The organism is Nitrospirillum amazonense, from assembly GCF_007828045.1.
Classification (GTDB): domain Bacteria; phylum Pseudomonadota; class Alphaproteobacteria; order Azospirillales; family Azospirillaceae; genus Nitrospirillum; species Nitrospirillum amazonense_C.
In genome coordinates this window covers 74,188-93,082 of record NZ_VITN01000011.1, presented here as the reverse complement: position 1 = coordinate 93,082, position 18,895 = coordinate 74,188, and the positions used below count along the sequence as shown (strand labels likewise).

13 protein-coding genes are annotated in these 18,895 nt (G+C 68.5%); 6 read left to right on the top strand and 7 right to left on the bottom strand.

Annotated features, from left to right (window positions below):
• Window positions 1-29: 29 nt before the first annotated feature.
• The 6 genes from FBZ89_RS17665 to FBZ89_RS17640 all read right to left on the bottom strand — a co-directional run bounded on the left by FBZ89_RS17665 (window position 30) and on the right by FBZ89_RS17640 (window position 9,692).
• A complete protein-coding gene (locus FBZ89_RS17665) occupies window positions 30-1,001 on the bottom strand; it encodes a transglutaminase family protein (RefSeq protein ID WP_145751202.1) in 972 nt (323 codons plus the stop codon).
• Entirely contained in the window at window positions 979-3,537 is a 2,559-nt protein-coding gene (locus FBZ89_RS17660) for a circularly permuted type 2 ATP-grasp protein (RefSeq protein WP_246172299.1), read from the bottom strand. Before FBZ89_RS17660 ends, FBZ89_RS17665 begins: the two co-directional genes overlap by 23 nt.
• Window positions 3,530-6,847: a transglutaminase family protein gene (locus FBZ89_RS17655; RefSeq protein WP_145751201.1), complete on the bottom strand. Its 3,318-nt coding sequence runs from the start codon at window positions 6,845-6,847 to the stop codon at window positions 3,530-3,532. The genes FBZ89_RS17660 and FBZ89_RS17655 overlap by 8 nt, the downstream gene beginning before the upstream one ends.
• Window positions 6,848-7,005: 158 nt before the next feature.
• Window positions 7,006-8,910 (bottom strand): tetratricopeptide repeat protein, encoded by a 1,905-nt coding sequence (locus FBZ89_RS17650; RefSeq protein ID WP_145751200.1) that lies wholly within the window; start codon window positions 8,908-8,910, stop codon window positions 7,006-7,008.
• A gap of 108 nt (window positions 8,911-9,018) precedes the next feature.
• Complete coding sequence (locus FBZ89_RS17645) at window positions 9,019-9,198, bottom strand: TonB-dependent receptor (RefSeq protein ID WP_145751199.1); 180 nt, start codon at window positions 9,196-9,198, stop codon at window positions 9,019-9,021.
• A 41-nt stretch (window positions 9,199-9,239) separates the two neighbouring features.
• Window positions 9,240-9,692 (bottom strand): Lrp/AsnC family transcriptional regulator, encoded by a 453-nt coding sequence (locus FBZ89_RS17640; RefSeq protein WP_145751198.1) that lies wholly within the window; start codon window positions 9,690-9,692, stop codon window positions 9,240-9,242.
• Window positions 9,693-9,810: 118 nt separating this feature from the next.
• On the opposite strand from FBZ89_RS17640, the gene FBZ89_RS17635 reads away from it, so the two are divergent.
• From FBZ89_RS17635 to FBZ89_RS17620, 4 genes are all read left to right on the top strand, one after another.
• Window positions 9,811-10,923, top strand: coding sequence for a saccharopine dehydrogenase family protein (locus FBZ89_RS17635; RefSeq protein ID WP_145751197.1), 1,113 nt, complete (start codon window positions 9,811-9,813; stop codon window positions 10,921-10,923).
• Window positions 10,924-10,968: 45 nt separating this feature from the next.
• On the top strand, window positions 10,969-12,492 hold the full coding sequence (amaB, locus tag FBZ89_RS17630) for an L-piperidine-6-carboxylate dehydrogenase (RefSeq protein WP_145751196.1): 1,524 nt from the start codon (window positions 10,969-10,971) through the stop codon (window positions 12,490-12,492).
• Window positions 12,493-12,506: 14 nt separating this feature from the next.
• Complete coding sequence (locus FBZ89_RS17625) at window positions 12,507-13,523, top strand: 2-oxoadipate dioxygenase/decarboxylase family protein (RefSeq protein ID WP_145751195.1); 1,017 nt, start codon at window positions 12,507-12,509, stop codon at window positions 13,521-13,523.
• Between the two features lie 216 nt (window positions 13,524-13,739).
• Entirely contained in the window at window positions 13,740-14,387 is a 648-nt protein-coding gene (locus FBZ89_RS17620; protein WP_145751194.1) for an invasion associated locus B family protein, read from the top strand.
• A 72-nt stretch (window positions 14,388-14,459) separates the two neighbouring features.
• Here FBZ89_RS17620 and FBZ89_RS17615 read toward each other — a convergent pair whose 3' ends face one another.
• A complete protein-coding gene (locus FBZ89_RS17615) occupies window positions 14,460-15,812 on the bottom strand; it encodes a pectate lyase family protein (RefSeq protein WP_145751193.1) in 1,353 nt (450 codons plus the stop codon).
• 326 nt (window positions 15,813-16,138) lie between these two features.
• On the opposite strand from FBZ89_RS17615, the gene FBZ89_RS17610 reads away from it, so the two are divergent.
• A complete protein-coding gene (locus FBZ89_RS17610) occupies window positions 16,139-17,254 on the top strand; it encodes a LacI family DNA-binding transcriptional regulator (protein WP_246172298.1) in 1,116 nt (371 codons plus the stop codon).
• 191 nt (window positions 17,255-17,445) lie between these two features.
• Window positions 17,446-18,864 carry a glucuronate isomerase gene (gene uxaC, locus FBZ89_RS17605; protein WP_145751192.1) on the top strand — a complete coding sequence of 473 codons (1,419 nt, stop codon included), beginning with the start codon at window positions 17,446-17,448 and terminating at the stop codon, window positions 18,862-18,864.
• Window positions 18,865-18,895: the final 31 nt, after the last annotated feature.

Here is an 18,895-nt window from a genome sequence, read left to right as displayed (position 1 = left end):
CGACTGAATTGTCTTGTTTTATTGTATGGTCAAAGCGTCTGGGACTGGCTTTGGCCGTCCTGGATCTGGGCCTGTCGCATGGCGGGCGGATCCTCCCCGACCTCCTCGACGTCCACGCTGACATGCAGCGCATGGGTGTCCCCGCCCAGGATGACGCCGCGCAGGGGACAGACGTCGTCATAGTCGCGGCCATAGGCCAGGGTGATATGATTGCGGTCGATCAGGGTGTCGTTGGTCGGGTCCATGTCGACCCAGCCGGCATCGGGCCCGCACCATACCTGCACCCAGGCGTGGCTGGCATCGGCCCCTTGCAGGCGCGGCTGGCCGGGCGGCGGCAGGGTGCGCAGATAGCCGCTGACGTAGCGGGCGGGCAGGCCCAGGGCGCGCAGGGCGCCGATCATGACATGGGCGAAGTCCTGGCAGACGCCGCGCTTGAGCGCCAGCGCCTCCAGCACCGGCGTGGTCACGCTGGTGGCGGAGGCATCGAAGGCAAAGCCATCGTGAATGCGGTGCGCCAGGTCGCGGGCGCCGGCGCCAACGGGCCGGCCGGCCGGGAAGCTGGCGGCGGCGAAGGCAGCCAGATCCGGGCTGGGCTGGGGCAGCCGGGGGGACGCCTCGACGAACTCCGCCACCGCCAGGCGCCGGGGCGCCTCGGCTGCGATCGCCTCCCAGGCCGGCGTCGCCTCCAAGTCGGATGCCGGCCGTGGCGACAGGATGACGTCCAGCTCCACCGTCATGGACAGGTCCAGGTGGGGTGTGTCGATGGCGACATAACTGGTGGGGTTGCCCAGCCAATCCAGGCGGTCCGCCACCACGGCGGGCTCGGGCTCCACCGTCAGCGCCACCACCTGCGCCCGCTGGCCCGCCAAGTCGCGGGGCCCCAGATGGGCGATCAGCTGGGAGGAGACGACCTGCACCGTATAGCTGTAGCGCGTGGTGTGGCGGCAGCGGTAGCGGACGGGCGCTAGGCGGGGCTGGTCAGGCGGCACGGGCGCGGACATGGCTGAAATAGGCTTGTGACAACAGATTGGACATGTCGGGCAACGCCCAGCCCAGCTGGAACAGGGTGGCGCTCAACAGCCCCATGTCGCGGGTCAGCGCCAGATCCTGTACGCGATAGCTGGCCTGTGCCACCAGGTCCGCCAGGCGCATCAGCGGATCCGCGCCACCGGCTGCGCCGAAGGCGGGCAGGGAGGGCAGGCGGGAAACCTGGCGGCGGATGGTCTCCAGCTGGAACAGCAGGGAATGCGGATGTTCCGGATCGGTCAGCAGCAGGCTCAGCGCCGCCTCGCGCTGCACCCCCACCGGGAAACGCTCACGGTAGGCGGGGCCGGCCTCCGCCAGTTCCAGCAGCACCTCCTGCGTGGCGGCGTCCGGCCGCTCATGGGCGATGCCGCTGGCCTGCAGCCGCTCCACCGCGTCGATGGCGCGCTCCAGCCGGCGGCCCAGCACCAGGAAGCGCCAGCCGGCGCCACGGGGCATGCTGTCCAGCTCAAGCCCCGTCTGTGCCGCCAGCACCTGGCTGAAGTCGCCCAGCAGCACGGCCAGCGCCGCGCGATCCGCCTTGGCCAGACGGGCGCCCAGGGCATCCAGGCGGCCCAGGATCTGGCGGCTGTCCAGGGGCAGGCGATCACGCACGCTGCCCATGGCGCGGCGCAGCCGGCCGGTGGTGGCCACCAGGCTGCCCGGGTTGGCGGGGTCGACCGCGATCTCCAGCGCCTGGCGCATGCCGCGTACGGCGTCGCTGTCGGGCAGCTGCGCGATTTCCTGCGGGATCAGGGTGGCGCGGCCCATCAGGCGCAACAGGGGCGACAGTTCCTCCCGTGCGGCCGGCCGGCTGTCATCGGACAGGCGCAGGGTGGCACCGCGCAGCAGGCGCATGGCCGACGCCGCGCGCTCCGCGTACCGGCCCACCCAGAACAGGTGGTCGGCCGCGCGGCTGGGTAGATTGCCGGGCACGGGGCTGGGCTCGCGCGCGCCGTCTGGCGCGCTGATCAGGCGGCGGATCGTACCCGGTGGCTCCGCCCCGACGATCCACAGATCCTTGGAGCCGGCACCCTCCTGCAGGGAGACGGCGGCATGGCGCGCGTCGGCGCTGATGCGTACCAGGCCGCCGGGCATGACTGTCCAGCCCCCGTCGCCACTGGCGCAGAGGAAGGCGCGCACGACCAGGGGCCGCGGTTCCACCCGGCCGTCCCGCCACAGCGGCGCGGTGGAGGGGGCGACCGGCAGCTGGCCCGCCCAATCCTGCGGCCGGGCGCGGATACGCGCGGCCAGATCGCCCCGCGCGGCCTCGTCCAGGTCGGGCCCATGGGCGACGTGGCCGGGCAGGCTGGAGAAGGCCGGCCGCATCACCATGCGGTTCAGCTGCGCCAGCAGCGCCTCGCGCTGTTCCGGGTCCCCGCCCCAATACGTCGGCACGTTGGGCAGCAGCAGATCCTCGCCCAGCAGGCGCCGGCTCAACGCCGGCATGTGGGACAGCAACGCCATGCTTTCCGCCATACCGGATCCCAGGGCGTTGACCACGGCGACGGATCCCGCGCGCACCGCCTGCAGCAGGCCGGGGACGCCCAGCGCGCTGTCCACGCGCAATTCCAGCGGGTCGCAGAAGGCGTCGTCCACGCGGTGCAGGATGACGTCCACCCGCTCCAGCCCCGCCAGGGTCTTCAGGTAGACGGCCTGGTCGCGCACCACCATGTCCGCCCCTTCCGCCAGGGTCATGCGCAGATGGCGGGCGAGGTAGGCGTGCTCGAAATAAGCCTCGTTGAAGGGGCCGGGGGTCAGCAGCACGGCGCGGGGATGGCCATCCACCCCGGAGTGCTGGGGCGCGGCGCGGGCGATGGCCGCGCGCAGGGACTCGAAGAAGGGAGACAGCCGCTCCACATTGCAGGCGCGGAAAGGGTCGGCCAGGGTCTGGCTCAGCACCGCCCGGTTCTCCAGGGCATACCCCACGCCGGTCGGCGCTTCCGTCCGGCAGGTCAGCACCCGCCACTGGCCGTCGCCGTCGCGCACCAGGTCGGCGGCGAACAGCACCAGGCGCCGGCCGCCCGGCACATCCATGCCTTGGCAGGCGCGCAGGTAGCCGGGGTCGGCATAGAGCAGGCTGGGGGGGATGGCGCCGTCGGACAGCAGGGTCTGGGGACCATAAAAGTCCTCCAGCACCTTTTCGGCCAGGGTGGCCCGTTGCACCAGCCCGGCGCTGATCGTCTGCCATTCCGGGGCCGAGAGCAGCAGGGGCACGGGATCCAGCGGCCAAGGCCGTTCCGTTCCCTGCGGATCACGGTAGGAGTTGAAGGTAACGCCGTTCAGGAACAGCCGCTGGCGCGCCGCCGCCCACCTCGCCGCCATCTGCTCCGGGGCGAACGGGCCATGGGCGGCGAAGAATTGCTGCCAGTGCGCGCGCAACTGCCCCGTGCCGGTCACCATCTCGTCAAAGATGGGACCGGTTCCATAACCGAGGTCGCCGGCGTCGCTGAACAGCGAAGGCTGCTCGGGCGGCTGGTGGGAAACGGGTTCCGCCAAATCCTGCTCAGCCAAGTCTCAGGTCTAGGGTCATGGGATAGTCCGGGTTCCGTGTTTCCGGCGGGATGGCCATGGGCCCCGGCGTATGCCCGAAGGGAAGGAAGCGCGCCAGCCGGCGCCCCTCCGCTTCATTGGCATTGACCGGGAAGGTGGTGAAGTTGCGCCCTCCTGGATGGGCGACGTGATAGGTGCAGCCGCCGACGGACCGTTCCGTCCACAGATCCAAAATATCGAAGACCAGGGGCGTATGCACGGGGATAGTCGGGTGCAGGCATCCGGGGGGCTGCCAGGCGCGATATCGGACGGCCGCCACATATTCCCCCTCCGTGCCCGTGGGGTGCAAGGGCAGGCGGCGGCCGTTGCAGGTGACGGCGTAGCGGTCGCCCACCATGCCCGTCATGCGGACCTGGATACGCTCCAGGCTGCTGTCGACATAGCGCACGGTGCCGCCGCCGCCCGGCTCCTCGCCCAGCACGTGCCAGGGCTCCAGCGCCGTACGCAGTTCCAGGGTCAGGCTGCGCTGGCTGACGCTGCCGATCTTGGGGAAGCGGAAATTCAGGTGCGGGGCGAACCAAGCCTCCTCGAAGGCGTAGCCGGCCTCGCGCAGCTCCGCCACCACGTCCTGAATGTCCTGGGTCACGAACTGCGGCAGCAGGAAGCGGTCGTGCAGCTTGGTGCCCCAGCGCACCAGGCCGGCGCGATAGGGCTCCCGCCAGAACCAGGCGATCAGGGTGCGCAACAGCAACTGCTGCACCAGGCTCATCTGCGCGTGCGGCGGCATCTCGAAGCTGCGCAGTTCCACCAAGCCCAACCGGCCGGTGGAACTGTCGGGGCTGTACAGCTTGTCGATGCAGAATTCGGAGCGGTGGGTATTGCCCTGCACGTCCACCAGCAGGTGGCGCAGCGCCCGGTCCACCAGCCACGGCGGCGGGTTGGGACCGGCCCGGTCCAGTTCCTTGAAGGCGATCTCCAGCTCATACAGGCTCTCGTGCCGCGCCTCGTCCACCCGGGGGTGCTGGCTGGTGGGGCCGATGAACATGGTGCTGAACAGGTAGGACAGGCTGGGGTGGTTCTGGAAATAGGCCAGCAGGGAGCGCAGCACGTCCGGCCGGCGCAGGAAGGGGCTGTCCGCCGCCGTCGGACCGCCCACCACCACATGGTTGCCGCCGCCGGTGCCGACGTGGCGGCCGTCCAGCGCGAACTTCTCCGTGCCCAGGCGGGTCTGGCGCGCGTCCTCATACAGGGTGGTGGTGGTGTAGACCAGATCCTGCCAGTTGGACGAGGGATGGATGTTCACCTCGATGACGCCGGGATCCGGCGTCACGGCCATGCTGTTCAGGCGCGGGTCGCGGGGCGGGGGATACCCTTCCAGGACGACGGCCAGGTCCAGGTCGACGCAGGTGGCCTCGATCTGGGTGACCAGCTCGATCCAGTCCTCAAGATAGCTGGTGGGCGGCAGGAAGATGTAGAGACGGCCGTCGCGCGGCTGAACGCACAGGGCCGTGCGCACCAGCCACCAGGCGCTGGTGCCCTTTTCCGGCACCTGGTCGCGCACATCGGCCATGGCGCGCTGGCGCAGCGGTTCCGTCTGGCCCTTGCGCAGCACCATCTGCCGTTCCAGGTCCTCACGTGAAGGCAGGTCCGGCCGGCTGTCGAAAGGATCCTGCTCATAGGAATAGACGCGGTCGATAGTGTCGACCCAGGGCAGGGAACCCAGGGGCAGGCGATAGCCGATGGGACTGTCGCCCGGGGCCAGCAACAGCCTGTCGCTGCGCGTGGTCCAGGCGCTGGACAGCCAGACGGGGCCGCTGGCCTCATGCCGGCGGCTGACGGGCAATGCGTAGCCGACGGCGGTACCCAGGCCGGTGTCGAACACCTTGGCCAGGCGCGCCCGCTCCTCCGCGTTCTCCAGCTTGCTGTCGAACGGGTCGACGTTCACCGGCAGCTCGTGTTCCTTGCGGATGTAGTGCCAGGGGTCCTCGAAGGCACCCCGCGCGTAGTCGGGATCAATGCCCAGCCGTTCCGCCAGGCGGCGGATGAACCGCTCGGACTCGGCCAGGCCATAGCCATAGTGGCGGCGCTCATCGGCCAGGTATTCGGCATGGGTCCACAGGGCGTCGCCGTCTCGCCGCCAGAACAGCTGCAGCGCCCAGCGCGGCAGGCTTTCCCCGGGGTACCACTTGCCCTGGCCGAAATGCAGCAGGCCGCCTTGGGCGTAGCGGGCCTGCAGGCGGCGGATGAGGTCGCCGGACAGCAGGCGCTTGGTGGGGCCCAGCGCCGCCGTGTTCCACTCCGCCCCCTCCATGTCGTCGATGGAGATGAAGGTGGGCTCACCGCCCATGGTCAGGCGGATGTCGCCATCCACGATCTCGCGGTCCACCTGCTGGCCCAGCCGGTCGATGGCGCCCCACTGGTCGGGGGTGTAGGGCTTGGTGGTACGCGGCTGTTCCCGGATCCGGGTGACCGACATCGCGTGCTCGAACGTCACCTCGCACATGTCCAGGCCGCCGGTGACCGGGGCGGCGGAGAAGGGGTCGGGCGTGCAGGCCAGCGGGATGTGGCCCTCGCCCGCGAACAGGCCGGAGGTGGGGTCCAGCCCGATCCAGCCGGCGCCGGGCAGGTAGACCTCGGTCCAGGCGTGCAGGTCGGTGAAGTCGGCCGTGGGGCCGTCCGGTCCCTCCAGCGGCTTCTGGTCGGCCACCAGCTGCACCAGGTAGCCGGAGGCGAAGCGGGCGGCCAGGCCAAGGTTGCGCAGGATTTGCACCAGCAGCCAAGCGGTGTCGCGGCAGGAACCGGTGCCCAGCTGCAGCGTTTCCTCCGGCGTCTGTACGCCGGGTTCCAGGCGGATGACGTAGCCGATGCGCTGCTGCAGCTTCAGGTTCACATCGGCCAGGAAGGCGACGGTGCCCGTGGGCGTGAGATCGACGTCGGCCAGCAGCGCCTTGACCAGGGGGCCCGGCTCATCCGCCTCCAGGAAGGGTTTGAGGTCCTTGGCCAGCCACGGTTCATAGGTGAAGGGGAATTTCTCTGCCGCCGGTTCCAGGAAGAAGTCGAAGGGGTTGATGACCGCCATGTCGGCCACCAGGTCCACCTCCAGCGTGAATTCCTCCGTCTTCTCGGGGAAGACCAGGCGTGCCAGCCAGTTGGACTGGGGGTCCTGCTGCCAGTTCAGGAAGTGCTGCTTGGGCGTGACCTTCAGCGAATACGACAGGATGGGCGTGCGGCAATGCGGCGCCGGCCGCAGGCGCACCAACTGGGCCCCCAGATTGATCAGCCGGTCGTAGCGGTAGCTGGTCTTGTGATTGATGGCGACGTGGATGCTCATGACTTCCCCTGTTCGCGGAAGCGATGGCGACCCATAGCCCCCGGTGCCCTGACCCGGTCACGGTACCATCATTGGCCGCAGGCGTTAAAGTGCATTGCAGCATGTTTTTTGGGCAGCACAAAAGATAGGCAATGCGCTGCCCAAGGACCTCCCGCCGATCAGGTCCGGCCGCCGATGTCGAACGCGACGGTTGTGCGCGTCTGTGCGCTGTGGAAGGGGATGGTGCCGTGCCACATGTAGCTGGGGAACAGCACCAGCAGGCCGGGGCGCGGCTGGACGGCCCGTTCCCACGGCAGGGTGGCGCCGGTCCCCTGGGCGAAGGCGCCGAAGGTGATCCAGCCCTGCTTGCCCTCGGCATCCTTCACCACATCGGGCATGTCCACGTAATAGCAACCGCTGATCCAGCCCTCGGGATGGATGTGGTTGGTGTGATAGCCCTGGTCGCGCAGCCGGGCGGACCATGATCCCGCCCAGACCAGGGACTGGCCCTTGCGCCGCAGGAAAGGATGGTCGGGATCGTCCGGCAAGGCCGCGATATAGCGTTGGGTCGCGGCCAGGATGCTGTCGCGCAGGGCCTGTATGGCGGGGGCCACGCCCACGCGCGTGAACAAATTCTCCCGCGTCTGCGTGCCGTTGCGCAGCGTCTGCTCGATGGGTTCATGCGTGGCCACGTGCTGGGCGTCCAACGCCGCCATCAGGTCGGCATGGAAGGCGGCCAAGTCGGTGTAGCCTGCCGGCGGCGCCAGGTCGATGGATTGGATGAAGCGGTCGTAATCATAGAGGCCGCGCGGATCCGGCTGGCCCAGCAGGCGATAAGCCGTGGCCTGGAAGGCGGCGGCGAACTGGCTGTCCCGCGCCACGGCATCCAGGCGATGGGCGGCCTCCAGCGCCTCGGCCGGCCGGTTCAGGCGCAGTGCGGACTCGGCCACCCGGTGCAGCAGCAACTGGTCGTCCGGCGCGGCCACCAAGCCTTGGCGGGCGGCTTCCAGCGCCTCCTCCACCCGCTGCTGGGCCAGCAGCAAGGTGGTGCGCAGGCGGGGAAGGGCGGGGGCGTCGGGCTCCAGGGCGGCGACGGCGGCGATGTTGGCCTCCGCCTCCTCATGCCGGCCGAACAGGATGTAGGCCTCCGCCGCCATCTTCAGCAGTTCGGGATCGTTGGGCTTGCGTTCCTTGGCCCACTCGTAGGAGTTCAGCAGCTGGGTGTGCTGCCCGGTTTCCCACAGCGTCTGGTTAAGGGCGCTTTGCGCGGCGTAGTTGGCGGGATCCAGCACCACCACCTTCTTGAAGCAGACGATGGCGTCGTCCATCTGGCCCAGGGCCAGGAAGGTGTTGCCCAGGTTCAGCCAGATCTGCCAGCGGTCGGGGGCCCGCTCGGCCGCGCGCTTCAGATGGGGGGCCGCCTCCTCGAAGCGCTGCTGGCGGCGCAGGGCCGTGCCCAGGCTGTTGTTCAGGTAGAAGTCGTTGGGCAGCCGGGTCAGGCCGGCGCGCAGCACCTCCTCCGCCTGCTGCGGCTCATTCAGTTGCAGGTAGGCCTCGGCCAGGCCCACGCGGGCGCCGACGAAGTCGGGCTGCAGTTGCAGGGCCCGGCGGTACAGGGGCAGGGCCGTTTCCAGCAGGGAGCGGGCGTTGGCCGCGTCCGTCCCCGCCAGCGTCGTCAGGCAGTCGGCACGATTGGTGTAGGCCTCGGCATAGTCGGCCTTGTACAGGATGGCCTTTTCATAGAAGGGCAACGCCTCGGCCGGTCGGCCGGTGTCCTTCAGTAGGTTGCCCAGGTTGTAGTTCACATGCGGCTGGCGGCTGTTTATCACCAGCGAGCGGCGCAGCAGCTGTTCCGCCTGGTCCAGCTTGCCGTTGCGCTTGGCGATCAGGCCCATGAGCTGCAGCGCGTCCGGTTCCGAGGCATCCACCGCCAGCACCTGCAACAGGATCTGTTCCGCCTCGTGCAGCTGGCCCCGCGTCTGAAAGGTCAGGGCCTGCTGGATGAGCGCCTGGATGCGCTGTCGCTGGGGCGCCGAAACGGACGGGGTGACGGGGATGGAGAAGGGGGACTGGCCGTTGGTCATGAGGCGTGCGCCGATGCGTCGTGAACGGGAGTGAGAAACGGCGGGCCCCTGGGGTAGGGACCCGCCGCGTGTCGAGATTATACGATAAGCCGCTCCGGGAGTCGGCGATTAGAAATCAGCGGTGATACCCAGAAAGAAGGTCCGTCCCAGCGTGTCGTAGATGTCGGGGTGGGTGTTGTCGTTGCCATAGGTGCCCGGCACGCCGACATAGTCGTCGTTGGCGGACTGGATGGGCGGGGCCTTGTCGAACAGGTTGTTGACGCCGAACCGCAGCGTGTAGTGGTCCATCAGGTTGATGGTCCGGTGAGGTCGAAGTAATGGTAGGCCGCTCAGCGCGCCAGACGCTGAGACAGGATGATAGAGGAGTTGGTGCGCTCCACCCCCTCAACCGCGCCGATGTCGTCGATCACCATGTTCATCTCGGCAATGGATTCGGTGGAGACGACGGCGATCATGTCGAAGGGGCCGCTGACGGCATAGAGCTGGCGCACCTGGGGCATGGCCTTCAAACGCGTTTCCACCTGTCGCGCCGCCTTGGGCAACAGGGTGATGGCGACATGGCCCTGGATGCGCCGTGCCAGGTAATCCTCGTCCAGGCGGATGGTGAAGGCGGTGATGACCCCGCGTGACACCAGGCGTTCCAGCCGGGCCTGCACCGTGGTGCGGGATACGCCCAGGCGCTTGGCCAGCGTCACGGTGGGGAGCCGGCTGTCCGCCTCCAGCAGGCGCAGCAGGGCGATGTCCAGATCGTCAGGTTGAAAATTGTCGATCTGATTGATCATTATGCCCACCATTTTCCGTCAGATTGGTCGCATTGACTGTTCATTCCGTCAAGGGTTTGCCCGACAGTCGTTCCAACAGGGAACTTTGCCTCATGGAACTTTGAACGGGAGAGCACACATGCGTCGCATCGTCGTCGTCGGGGCGGGCAAGATCGGGTCCATCATCGCGGAGAACCTGGCGGGGTCGGGAGATTTCCTGGTGACGGTGCTGGACCGGTCGGCCAAGGCGCTGGAAGGCGTCTCCAAGCGCCTGCCCATCGAGCGGCGCGAGGTCGACATCAGCGACGTGGCCGCCCTGACCGAGGCGCTGACCGGCGCCTACGCCGTGCTGAGCGCTGCCCCCTATCACCTGACCATCAAGGTGGCGGAGGCCGCGGCCATCGCCCGCTGCCATTACCTGGACCTGACGGAGGATGTGGCCACCACCCGCCGGGTAAAGGAGCTGGCGGCCAACGCCCCCAACGCCTTCATCCCCCAGTGCGGCCTGGCGCCCGGCTTCATCTCCATCGTCGCCGGCAGCCTGGCCAAGAAGTTCGACACGCTGGAGGCCGTGCGCCTGCGCGTGGGCGCCTTGCCGCGCTACGCCAGCAACTCCCTGGGCTATAACCTGACCTGGAGCACCGATGGCGTCATCAACGAGTATTGCGAGCCCTGCGAGGCCATCGTGGAGGGCACGCTGCGCGAGGTGCCGGCACTGGAGGAGCGGGAGGAGTTCTGGCTGGACGGCGTGCCCTATGAGGCGTTCAACACCTCCGGCGGCCTGGGCAGCCTGGCGGAGGTGCTGAAGGGCCGGGTGCGCACCCTGAACTACAAGACCATCCGTTATCCCGGCCACTGCCAGCTGATGAAGACGCTGCTGAACGATCTGCGCCTGCGCGACCGGCGCGACCTGTTCAAGACGGTGCTGGAAGGGGCCTTGCCCGCCACCATGCAGGACGTGGTGGTCATCTTCGTCACCGTCAGCGGCATGCTGGACGGCCAGTTGACCCAGGAAAGCTATTCCAGCCGCGTCTTCGGCGACTATGCCCATGGCCGTCAGCGCACGGCCATCCAGACGACCACCGCCGCCGGCATCTGCGCCGTGCTGGACATGCTGGCCGATGGCCGGCTGCCGGCGCACGGCTTCATCCGCCAGGAAGACATCGCCCTGGATGATTTCCTGGCCAACCGCTTCGGCCGCGCCTATCAGGGGGCGAACCCGGTGGACCAGGTGGTGGCGCGCGTCGCCTGACCTGCAGAACCGGATAAGCAAAAGAGCAGCGTGAGGGAAGAAGCGATGACGGCAGTGAGCAAGACCCGGGACGACATCCGGGCGGTGCTGGATCGGCTGGGGGTGGACCCGGCTGTGCTTTCGGGCGGCGACATCGTGGCGCGCAGCCCCATCGATGGGCGCGAGGCTGGCCGGGTTAGGGCCCTGTCGGCGGCGGATATGGACGCGCTGGTGCGCAAGGCGCACGCCGCCCACCTGGAATGGCGCCTGGTGCCGGCCCCCCGCCGGGGGGAGTTGGTGCGCCTGCTGGGTGAGGAACTGCGCGCGGTGCGTGGCGACCTGGGCCTGCTGGTGACCTTGGAGGCCGGCAAGATCGTGTCCGAGGGCCTGGGCGAAGTGCAGGAGATGATCGACATCTGCGACTTCGCCGTCGGCCTGTCGCGTCAGCTCTACGGCCTGACCATCGCCACGGAGCGGCCGGGCCACCGCCTGATGGAAACCTGGCACCCGCTGGGCGTCTGCGGCGTCATCAGCGCCTTCAACTTCCCCGTGGCGGTGTGGTCGTGGAACGCGGCCCTGGCCCTGGTCTGCGGCAACAGCGTCATCTGGAAGCCGTCGGAGAAGACGCCGCTGACGGCCATCGCCGTACAGGCGGCCTTCGACCGTGCCGCCGCCAAGTTCGGATCCGCTCCGGAGGGCCTGTCCATCCTGGCCCAGGGGCACGCCGACGTGGGCCAGGCGCTGGTGGACCATCCGCTGGTGCCGCTGGTCTCGGCCACCGGCTCCACCCGCATGGGCCGGGCCGTGGCGCCCCGCCTGGCGGCGCGCTTCGCCCGCGCCATCCTGGAACTGGGCGGCAACAACGCCGCCATCGTGGCGCCGTCGGCCGACCTGGAATTGGTGGTGCGTGGCGTCGCCTTCGCCGCCATGGGCACGGCCGGCCAGCGCTGCACCACCCTGCGCCGCCTGATCGTGCATGAGGCCGTGGCCGACCGCCTGCTGGACCGCCTGGCCGCCGCCTACCGCAGTGTCAAGGTGGGCGACCCGCGTGAGACCGGCACCCTGGTGGGCCCGCTGATCGACCAGGCTTCCTACGAGGGCATGGTGAAGGCCCTGGCCGCCGCCAAGGCCGCCGGCGGCACCGTCATCGGCGGGGAGCGCGTGGATGTGGGTTCCCCCGACGCCTATTACGTGCGCCCGGCGCTGGTGACCATGCCGGACCAGACCGGCCCCATGCTGGAAGAAACCTTCGCCCCCATCCTCTATGTCGTGCGCTACCGCGAGCTGGACCAGGCCATCGCCTTGCAGAACGGCGTGCCCCAGGGCTTGGCGTCCAGCATCTTCACCACCGACATGCGCGAGGCTGAAACCTTCATCAGCGCCGCCGGGTCGGACTGTGGCATCGCCAACGTCAACCTGGGCCCGTCGGGTGCCGAAATCGGCGGCGCCTTTGGTGGCGAGAAGGAAACCGGCGGTGGGCGTGAGGCCGGCTCCGACAGTTGGAAGGCCTATATGCGCCGGGCCACCAACACCATCAATTACTCCAGCGCGCTGCCGCTTGCCCAAGGCGTGCAGTTCGATATCGGTTGAGGAGGGCCCGTCCCATGAAGACGCCCACCGTTCAGAAGATCGCCCAGGGCCTGGTCGGTCCGGAGGAGGCCGGCCGGCTGATGGAGATGCTGGCCCTGCATCCCGACTTCCTGGTGGACCATGGCGACACGGTGCCGCGCGCCGTGGTGGCCCAGGCCCTGAACATGCTGCTGTTCCGGGGCCTGCTGCGCGAGGTGCCGGAGGGGGCCCGCTATGTGCGGGAGCAGGGCGGGCGCATGGTGTTCGACCATGGCGCCCTGCGCACGGTGAACGCCCCCGGCCTGGGGGCGCTGCCGCCCGGCCACGCCGCCTTCGCCCGGGTGCTGGAGCCGCTGGGCTATCACGTCGGCGGGACCTACCCGCTGGAGCGGCTGCGCATGATGGGCTACGCCTACACGCACCGCGATTATCCGGACGACATCGCCCAGTTCTTCGTCAGTGAAATCTTCCCAGACCGCTTCTCGCCCGAGGTACAGGCGGCGGCGGCCGAGGTGTTCCAGGTGAAGGACGACCCACTGGCCGCCGACGCCAAGGGCTTGCTGGACCGGCTGGCCGCCGGCGGCACGCTGGAACTGGCGGAAGCGACGGGCCTGGTGGGCGAACTGGTGCGCCTGTTCGACCGCCACCACCCGGTGCCCACCCTGGCGCGGTATGAGGCGCTGTTGGCGGAATCGGCGGAGCTGGCCTGGATCGCCACCGAGGGCAACCGCTTCAACCACGCCACCGACCGGGTGGCCAACGTGGAGGCCCTGGCGGAGGAGCTGAAGGCCCGGGGCTATGAGATGAAGCCCAAGGTGGAGGTGTCGCGCAACGGCACGGTCCGCCAGACGGCGCTGCGGGCGGTCATGGTGGAGCGGCCGTTCATCGACGCCCGGGGCGCCACGGTCAGCCGTGTGGTGCCGGGTTCGTTCTACGAATTCATATCCCGCGACCTTATCGACACCGAAGCGGGCCGCCGGCTGGACCTGCGATTCGACAGCGGCAACGCCCAGGGCATCTTCAAGATGACGGCGGCGGCCTCGGTCTGCTGATCATTTGTGACGGTACGCGCGTCCGGCCCCATCCTTATGAACAGGGTGGGGCCGGAATGATGTGGCTTAAGCGCGCCGGGCCGGACGCCAGGTGGAGCGAGAGGTTGACCAGATAGGGCGATATCCCCACAATTCCGCGCCTGATCGTTGCCGCCCGGGGGATGGGCCAACCTCGACACCCGGCGGCGTCGCGCCATAACAGAAAAAAGCATATCCATGACCAATAAAGAGGACCCCGCGCCCGCCACCGCATCCATCGGCGGTTCGCGCACCCCCCTCATCGTGATCGGCCTGCTGCTGTTGCTGGGGCTGCTGACCGTGGGCGGCATCATGCTGTACCAGCATCACAAGGCCAACTCGGCCAAGTCCACCGCGGCCGAGGCGCAGAAGCCGGCGGGACCGCCCTGGGCCAAGAATTGCGCCAAGGACGCCAATGGCGGCGACGTTTGCTATGTCGAGCAGTTCGCCATCGCCAACCCGGGCAACGCCATCGTGCTGCATGTCCAGATCGGCTACATGTCGGCCGACGGCAAGCCGGTGCTGGTCATCACCGTGCCGCTGGGCACGCCGGTGCAGCCGGGCCTGCAACTGACGCTGGATGGCGCCAAGCCCATCGCCCTGCCGCTGACCCTGTGCCAGCAGGGCGGCTGCATCGCGTCGGCCAACCTGGACCAGGATGTGCTGAAGCAGTTCACCACCGGCAAGGTGCTGATGGTGCGCTATGCCAAGCCGGACAAGACGCCCATGGACGTGCCGGTGCAACTGGGCGGCCTGGCGCCCGCGCTGCAGAGCCTGGGGCCGCCGCCGGCCCCGAAGCAGGCTGACAAGCCCGCCGACACGCCGGCGGACCAGCCGAAGAAGTAAGCCGGGTCCGGATCAAAGAAAGAGGGCGGTGTCTCATGCGGGCGCCGCCCTTTGTCGTTTGGGGCCCCTGTATCAGGTTCCCCGGGCCTTGGACTTGGCGTCCAGCGCCGTGGCGGTGCGCGGGGTCATGTCGTCCAGGTTCCAGTCGGCCGGATTGAAGGGCCGGGCGCTGGGCTTTTCATTGGGATAGCCGTGGATGTCGTCCTGGCTGTTGATGATCTCACCCCGGCCCTCGGCCACGTCGGCCAGCAGGCGGACATCGTCATAGTCGCGGTCCCACGGGCGGGCGCCGGCGTTGTGCAGCACCGACTGTTGCACCGCCGCCGCCGGCAGGGGCGTCAAGCCCTCCGGCCACAGCGGCGCCTTGTCCATCTCGATGACCTTGGCGGCGGAGGTGGTGTAGCGGCCCATCAGGGGCAGCGGCCCACCCGCCCGGTCCACGGCGATGTTGTCCTTGCCGTAATATTCCAGATCGCCATAGCCGCCGATCTCCAGGAAGGCCAGCGGGGTGGGGGTGGAGGGGCCGGCGCGCAGCACGTTGTCCACGGCCGCCATCTGGCCGACCTGGTAGGGGTGGTCGCCCCATTCCTCGGCCTGCAGGTTGTAGTGCACCGCCCGCTGGCCGGGGTCATAGATCAGGTTGTTGACGATCACGCCATGGACGCCGCCCTTGAACAGCGGGCTGCGCTCCACATTGTGGGCGTACAGGTTGCCGACGATCAGGATGTCGGTGATGTTGTCGTGGATGAGCGAGCCCTTGGAGTGCTCGATCTTCATGTGGGTGGCGCGGGCCAGGCCCTCGGCGATGATGTTGTTGGAATAGGTGATGCGGTGCGAGGTGTGCTGGCGCCATTCATCCGGCGTGTCGCCATTGAAGCGGGGGCCGGAGGCGGACAGGTTCTCGTCCGTGGCCCAGGTCAGGCTGCAATGGTCGACAATGACGTTGTAGGCGGCCTTCACCGTGCTGAAGGCGTCCTCTTCCCAGCCGCTTTTCTTGGGGGCGCCGGCATCGCCCACGCGGATGCGGATGTGCTGCATCACCACGTCGTGGGCGCTGACATCCATGCCGCCGCGGATCAGGGTGATGCCGGGGGAGGGGGCGGTCTGCCCGGCGATGGTGACGAAGGGCTCATCCAGCTTGATGGTCTTCTGGTTCAGGTCGATGACGCCGCCGACCTCGAACACGATGATGCGCGGACCCTTGGTCTCGATGGCCTCGCGGAAGGAACCGGGCCCCTCATTGTTCAGGTTGGTCACCTTGATGATCTTGCCGCCGCGCCCGCCGGGCGTGTGCGCTGCCCAGCCGAGGGCACCGGGGAAGGCTAGCTGGTCCGCCTTCTCGGCGGCGCCGGCGCTGCTGATGGCCACGCCACCGGCAGCCAGCAGCGTGGCAATGGCGGTGGTGGCCAGAATACGTCTGATCAACGGTCTATCCTCCCAGGTGTTTGTTATGGCGATGGCGGGCTGCGACACGTCAAGCGTGCTGGACCCCGCTCTCGGCGTCAATAAATGACACCGGTTTCCTAAAGGGGCAAGAGTGCAGTTCCGGGGGTGCGGCGGAATGACGCCCGGCCGGGAGGGGCCGTGGGCGAGGGCCGCGGGCCAGGGCCGTGGGCCAGGGCCGTGGGCCAGGGCCGTGGGAAAGAAAAGCAAATCCCTTTTGCCGCGGCGCGCGCGACGCGGCATGGTAGGATTTTGGAAACAGGCACTTCAAAAAGAAGTCCTGAAGAAGAACGAGAAGAAGACCAGCGATGACCCAGGATGCCGCGCCGCGTAGGGGGCGCCCCCGGCGGGGACGTGCCGCCGCCATCCAGACCGTGGCCACGGAGGCCGTGACCTGGACCCTGGACCGGCCGCCCACCATCAACGACGTGGCCCGCCTGGCGCATGTGTCCAAGAAGACGGTGTCGCGCGTCATCAACCAGTCGCCCTTCGTGAATGAAGAGACGCGCAGCATCATCAACGGCATCATCGAGCAGATCGGCTACGTGCCCAGCCCCCAGGCGCGCGGCTTGGCCTTCCAGCGGTCCTTCCTGCTGGGCCTGGTCTATGACAACCCCAACGCCCAGTTCATCGTGAACATCCAGGAAGGCGTGCTGGCCGCCTGCCGCCTGGCGGGGTTCGAACTGGTGGTGCATCCTTGCGACCAGAAAAGCCCGCATTTCCTGAACGACGCCAAGCAGTTCGTGCAACGCCAGAACCTGGACGGCGTCATCGTCGTGCCGCCCGCGTCGGAAAACCCGCAACTGGTCGAGGTGTTGCGCGACCTGGGCTGCCGCTATGTCCGCCTGTCCGCCGTGTCGCTGGACGAGGCCGCCAACATGGTGGTCTACAACGACCGCCAGGGGGCGGCGGAGGTGGCGGAGCATCTGGCGGCGCTGGGGCACCGCGACATCGGTTTCATCGCCGGGCCGTCGCGCCACCGCTCCGCCCACGAGCGCCGGGAAAGCTTCGTCGGCGCGTTGAAAAGCCACGGCATCACCCTGCGTCCCGACATGGTGGAGGAGGGGGCCTACACCTTCGAATCCGGCGAGGTCTGCGCCACGCGCCTGCTGACGCGCGAGCCCCGCCCCACCGCCATTTTCGCCAGCAACGACGAGATGGCGGCCGGTGTCTACAAGACGGCGCAGCGCCTGGGCATCAGCATCCCCCGGGACCTGACCATCGTGGGCTTCGACGACAGCCCCATCGCCACCCGGCTGTGGCCGTCGCTGACCACCGTGCGCCTGCCGGCCAAGGATCTGGGGCGGCTGGCGGCGGAAAAGCTGATCATCCGCATCTCCAGCGATGAGGAGGAGGGGCACACCGCCACCGGCGTCGTCAGCCGCATGGTGGTGCGCGAGTCCTCTGTGCCGCCCCGGGGCTGAAAAATCTTTAGGTGAGATTTTCTTCCGCCAGAAATATCGATGCGAAATTGACACCGGTTACCAACCCCGCTACCAAATGAAGCGGGAGGAGGACGGATCCGGCGTGCCGGAGACCGCCCCTTAAACGACGGTTGCCGCGTCCGCGCGAAGACGGACGGGACGAGCCCGGTGGATACTGAAGGAAGGCCCACATGGCCCAGCACCTGACCCTGCACGACGATCGCCTGTTCCCCGCCGACCCTGCGGTGCGCGCCATCGCCCGGCGCCTGTACGCGGCGGTAAAGGGGCTGCCCATCATCAGCCCGCATGGCCACACCGACCCGTCGTGGTTCGCCGGCAATGAGGCCTTCCCCAACGCCACCGCCCTGCTGCTGCAGCCCGACCACTACCTCTACCGCATGCTGTACAGCCAGGGCGTGACCTTGGAGCAGCTGGGCATTCCAGCATCGGGCCAGCCCGCCCCGGACGTGGACCCGCGCGAGGCCTGGCGCCTGCTGGCCCGGAATTTCCACCTGTTCCGCGGCACGCCGTCCTCCACCTGGCTGAACCACGTGTTCACCCAGGTCTTCGGCCTGGACGTGAAGCTGAGCGCGGAGACCTCCGACCTCTACTTCGACACCATCACCGCCAAGCTGGCGACGGAGGAATTCCGCCCCCGCGCCCTGTTCGAGCGCTTCAACATCGAGGTCATCGCCACCACGGAAAGTCCGGTGGACACGCTGGCCCACCATGAGGCCATCCGCGACAGCGGCTGGAAGGGCAAGGTCATCACCGCCTACCGTCCGGACGCGGTGATCGATCCGGAGCATGAGAACTTCCGCCCGGCCATGGAGCAATTCGCGGCCCTCACCGGTGAGGACGTGTACAGCTGGCGGGGCTATCTCAACGCCCACCGCAAGCGCCGCGCCGACTTCAAGGCCGTGGGCGCCACCAGCAGCGACCATGGCCATGTCACCGCCGCCACCGCCGACCTGTCGCCGGCCGATGCCGAGGCCCTGTTCGCCCGCGTGGTGAAGGGCACCTTCACGGCGGCCGATGCCGAGCTGTTCCGCGCCCAGATGCTGACCGAGATGGCGGGCATGAGCCTGGAGGACGGTCTGGTCATGCAGATCCACCCCGGCTCCTTCCGCAACCACAACCACCAGATCTTTCAGCGCTACGGCCGCGACAAGGGCGCCGACATCCCGCTGCGCACCGAATACGTCCACGCGCTTAAGCCGCTGTTGGACCGCTACGGCAACGATCCCCGCCTGTCCGTCATCCTGTTCACCTTGGATGAGACGGTCTACGCGCGCGAGTTGGCGCCGCTGGCCGGCCACTATCCGGTGCTGAAGCTGGGTCCCGCCTGGTGGTTCCACGACAGCCCGGAAGGGATGATGCGCTTCCGCGAGCAGACGACGGAAACGGCCGGTTTCTACAACACCGTGGGCTTCAACGACGACACCCGCGCCTTCCTGTCCATCCCCGCCCGCCACGACGTGGCCCGCCGGGTGGACTGCGCCTTCCTGGCGCGCCTGGTGGCGGAACACCGCCTCGACGAGGACGACGCGGCGGAGGTGGCCGTCGACCTGGCCTACCGCCTGCCCAAGCGCGCCTACAAGTTGGACTGACGATGGGGCGCGGCATGGGCGGCGCCGTCCA

What these genes read in the sequence shown, in the direction of transcription:
- FBZ89_RS17645 (WP_145751199.1), bottom strand. Translation starts at nt 9,198, where the DNA reads ATGGACCACTACACGCTGCGGTTCGGCGTCAACAACCTGTTCGACAAG.
- amaB (WP_145751196.1), top strand. Translation starts at nt 10,969, where the DNA reads ATGACGGCAGTGAGCAAGACCCGGGACGACATCCGGGCGGTGCTGGAT.
- FBZ89_RS17620 (WP_145751194.1), top strand. Translation starts at nt 13,740, where the DNA reads ATGACCAATAAAGAGGACCCCGCGCCCGCCACCGCATCCATCGGCGGT.
- FBZ89_RS17610 (WP_246172298.1), top strand. Translation starts at nt 16,139, where the DNA reads ATGACCCAGGATGCCGCGCCGCGTAGGGGGCGCCCCCGGCGGGGACGT.
- FBZ89_RS17625 (WP_145751195.1), top strand. Translation starts at nt 12,507, where the DNA reads ATGAAGACGCCCACCGTTCAGAAGATCGCCCAGGGCCTGGTCGGTCCG.
- FBZ89_RS17665 (WP_145751202.1), bottom strand. Translation starts at nt 1,001, where the DNA reads ATGTCCGCGCCCGTGCCGCCTGACCAGCCCCGCCTAGCGCCCGTCCGC.
- uxaC (WP_145751192.1), top strand. Translation starts at nt 17,446, where the DNA reads ATGGCCCAGCACCTGACCCTGCACGACGATCGCCTGTTCCCCGCCGAC.
- FBZ89_RS17655 (WP_145751201.1), bottom strand. Translation starts at nt 6,847, where the DNA reads ATGAGCATCCACGTCGCCATCAATCACAAGACCAGCTACCGCTACGAC.
- FBZ89_RS17640 (WP_145751198.1), bottom strand. Translation starts at nt 9,692, where the DNA reads ATGATCAATCAGATCGACAATTTTCAACCTGACGATCTGGACATCGCC.
- FBZ89_RS17635 (WP_145751197.1), top strand. Translation starts at nt 9,811, where the DNA reads ATGCGTCGCATCGTCGTCGTCGGGGCGGGCAAGATCGGGTCCATCATC.
- FBZ89_RS17650 (WP_145751200.1), bottom strand. Translation starts at nt 8,910, where the DNA reads ATGACCAACGGCCAGTCCCCCTTCTCCATCCCCGTCACCCCGTCCGTT.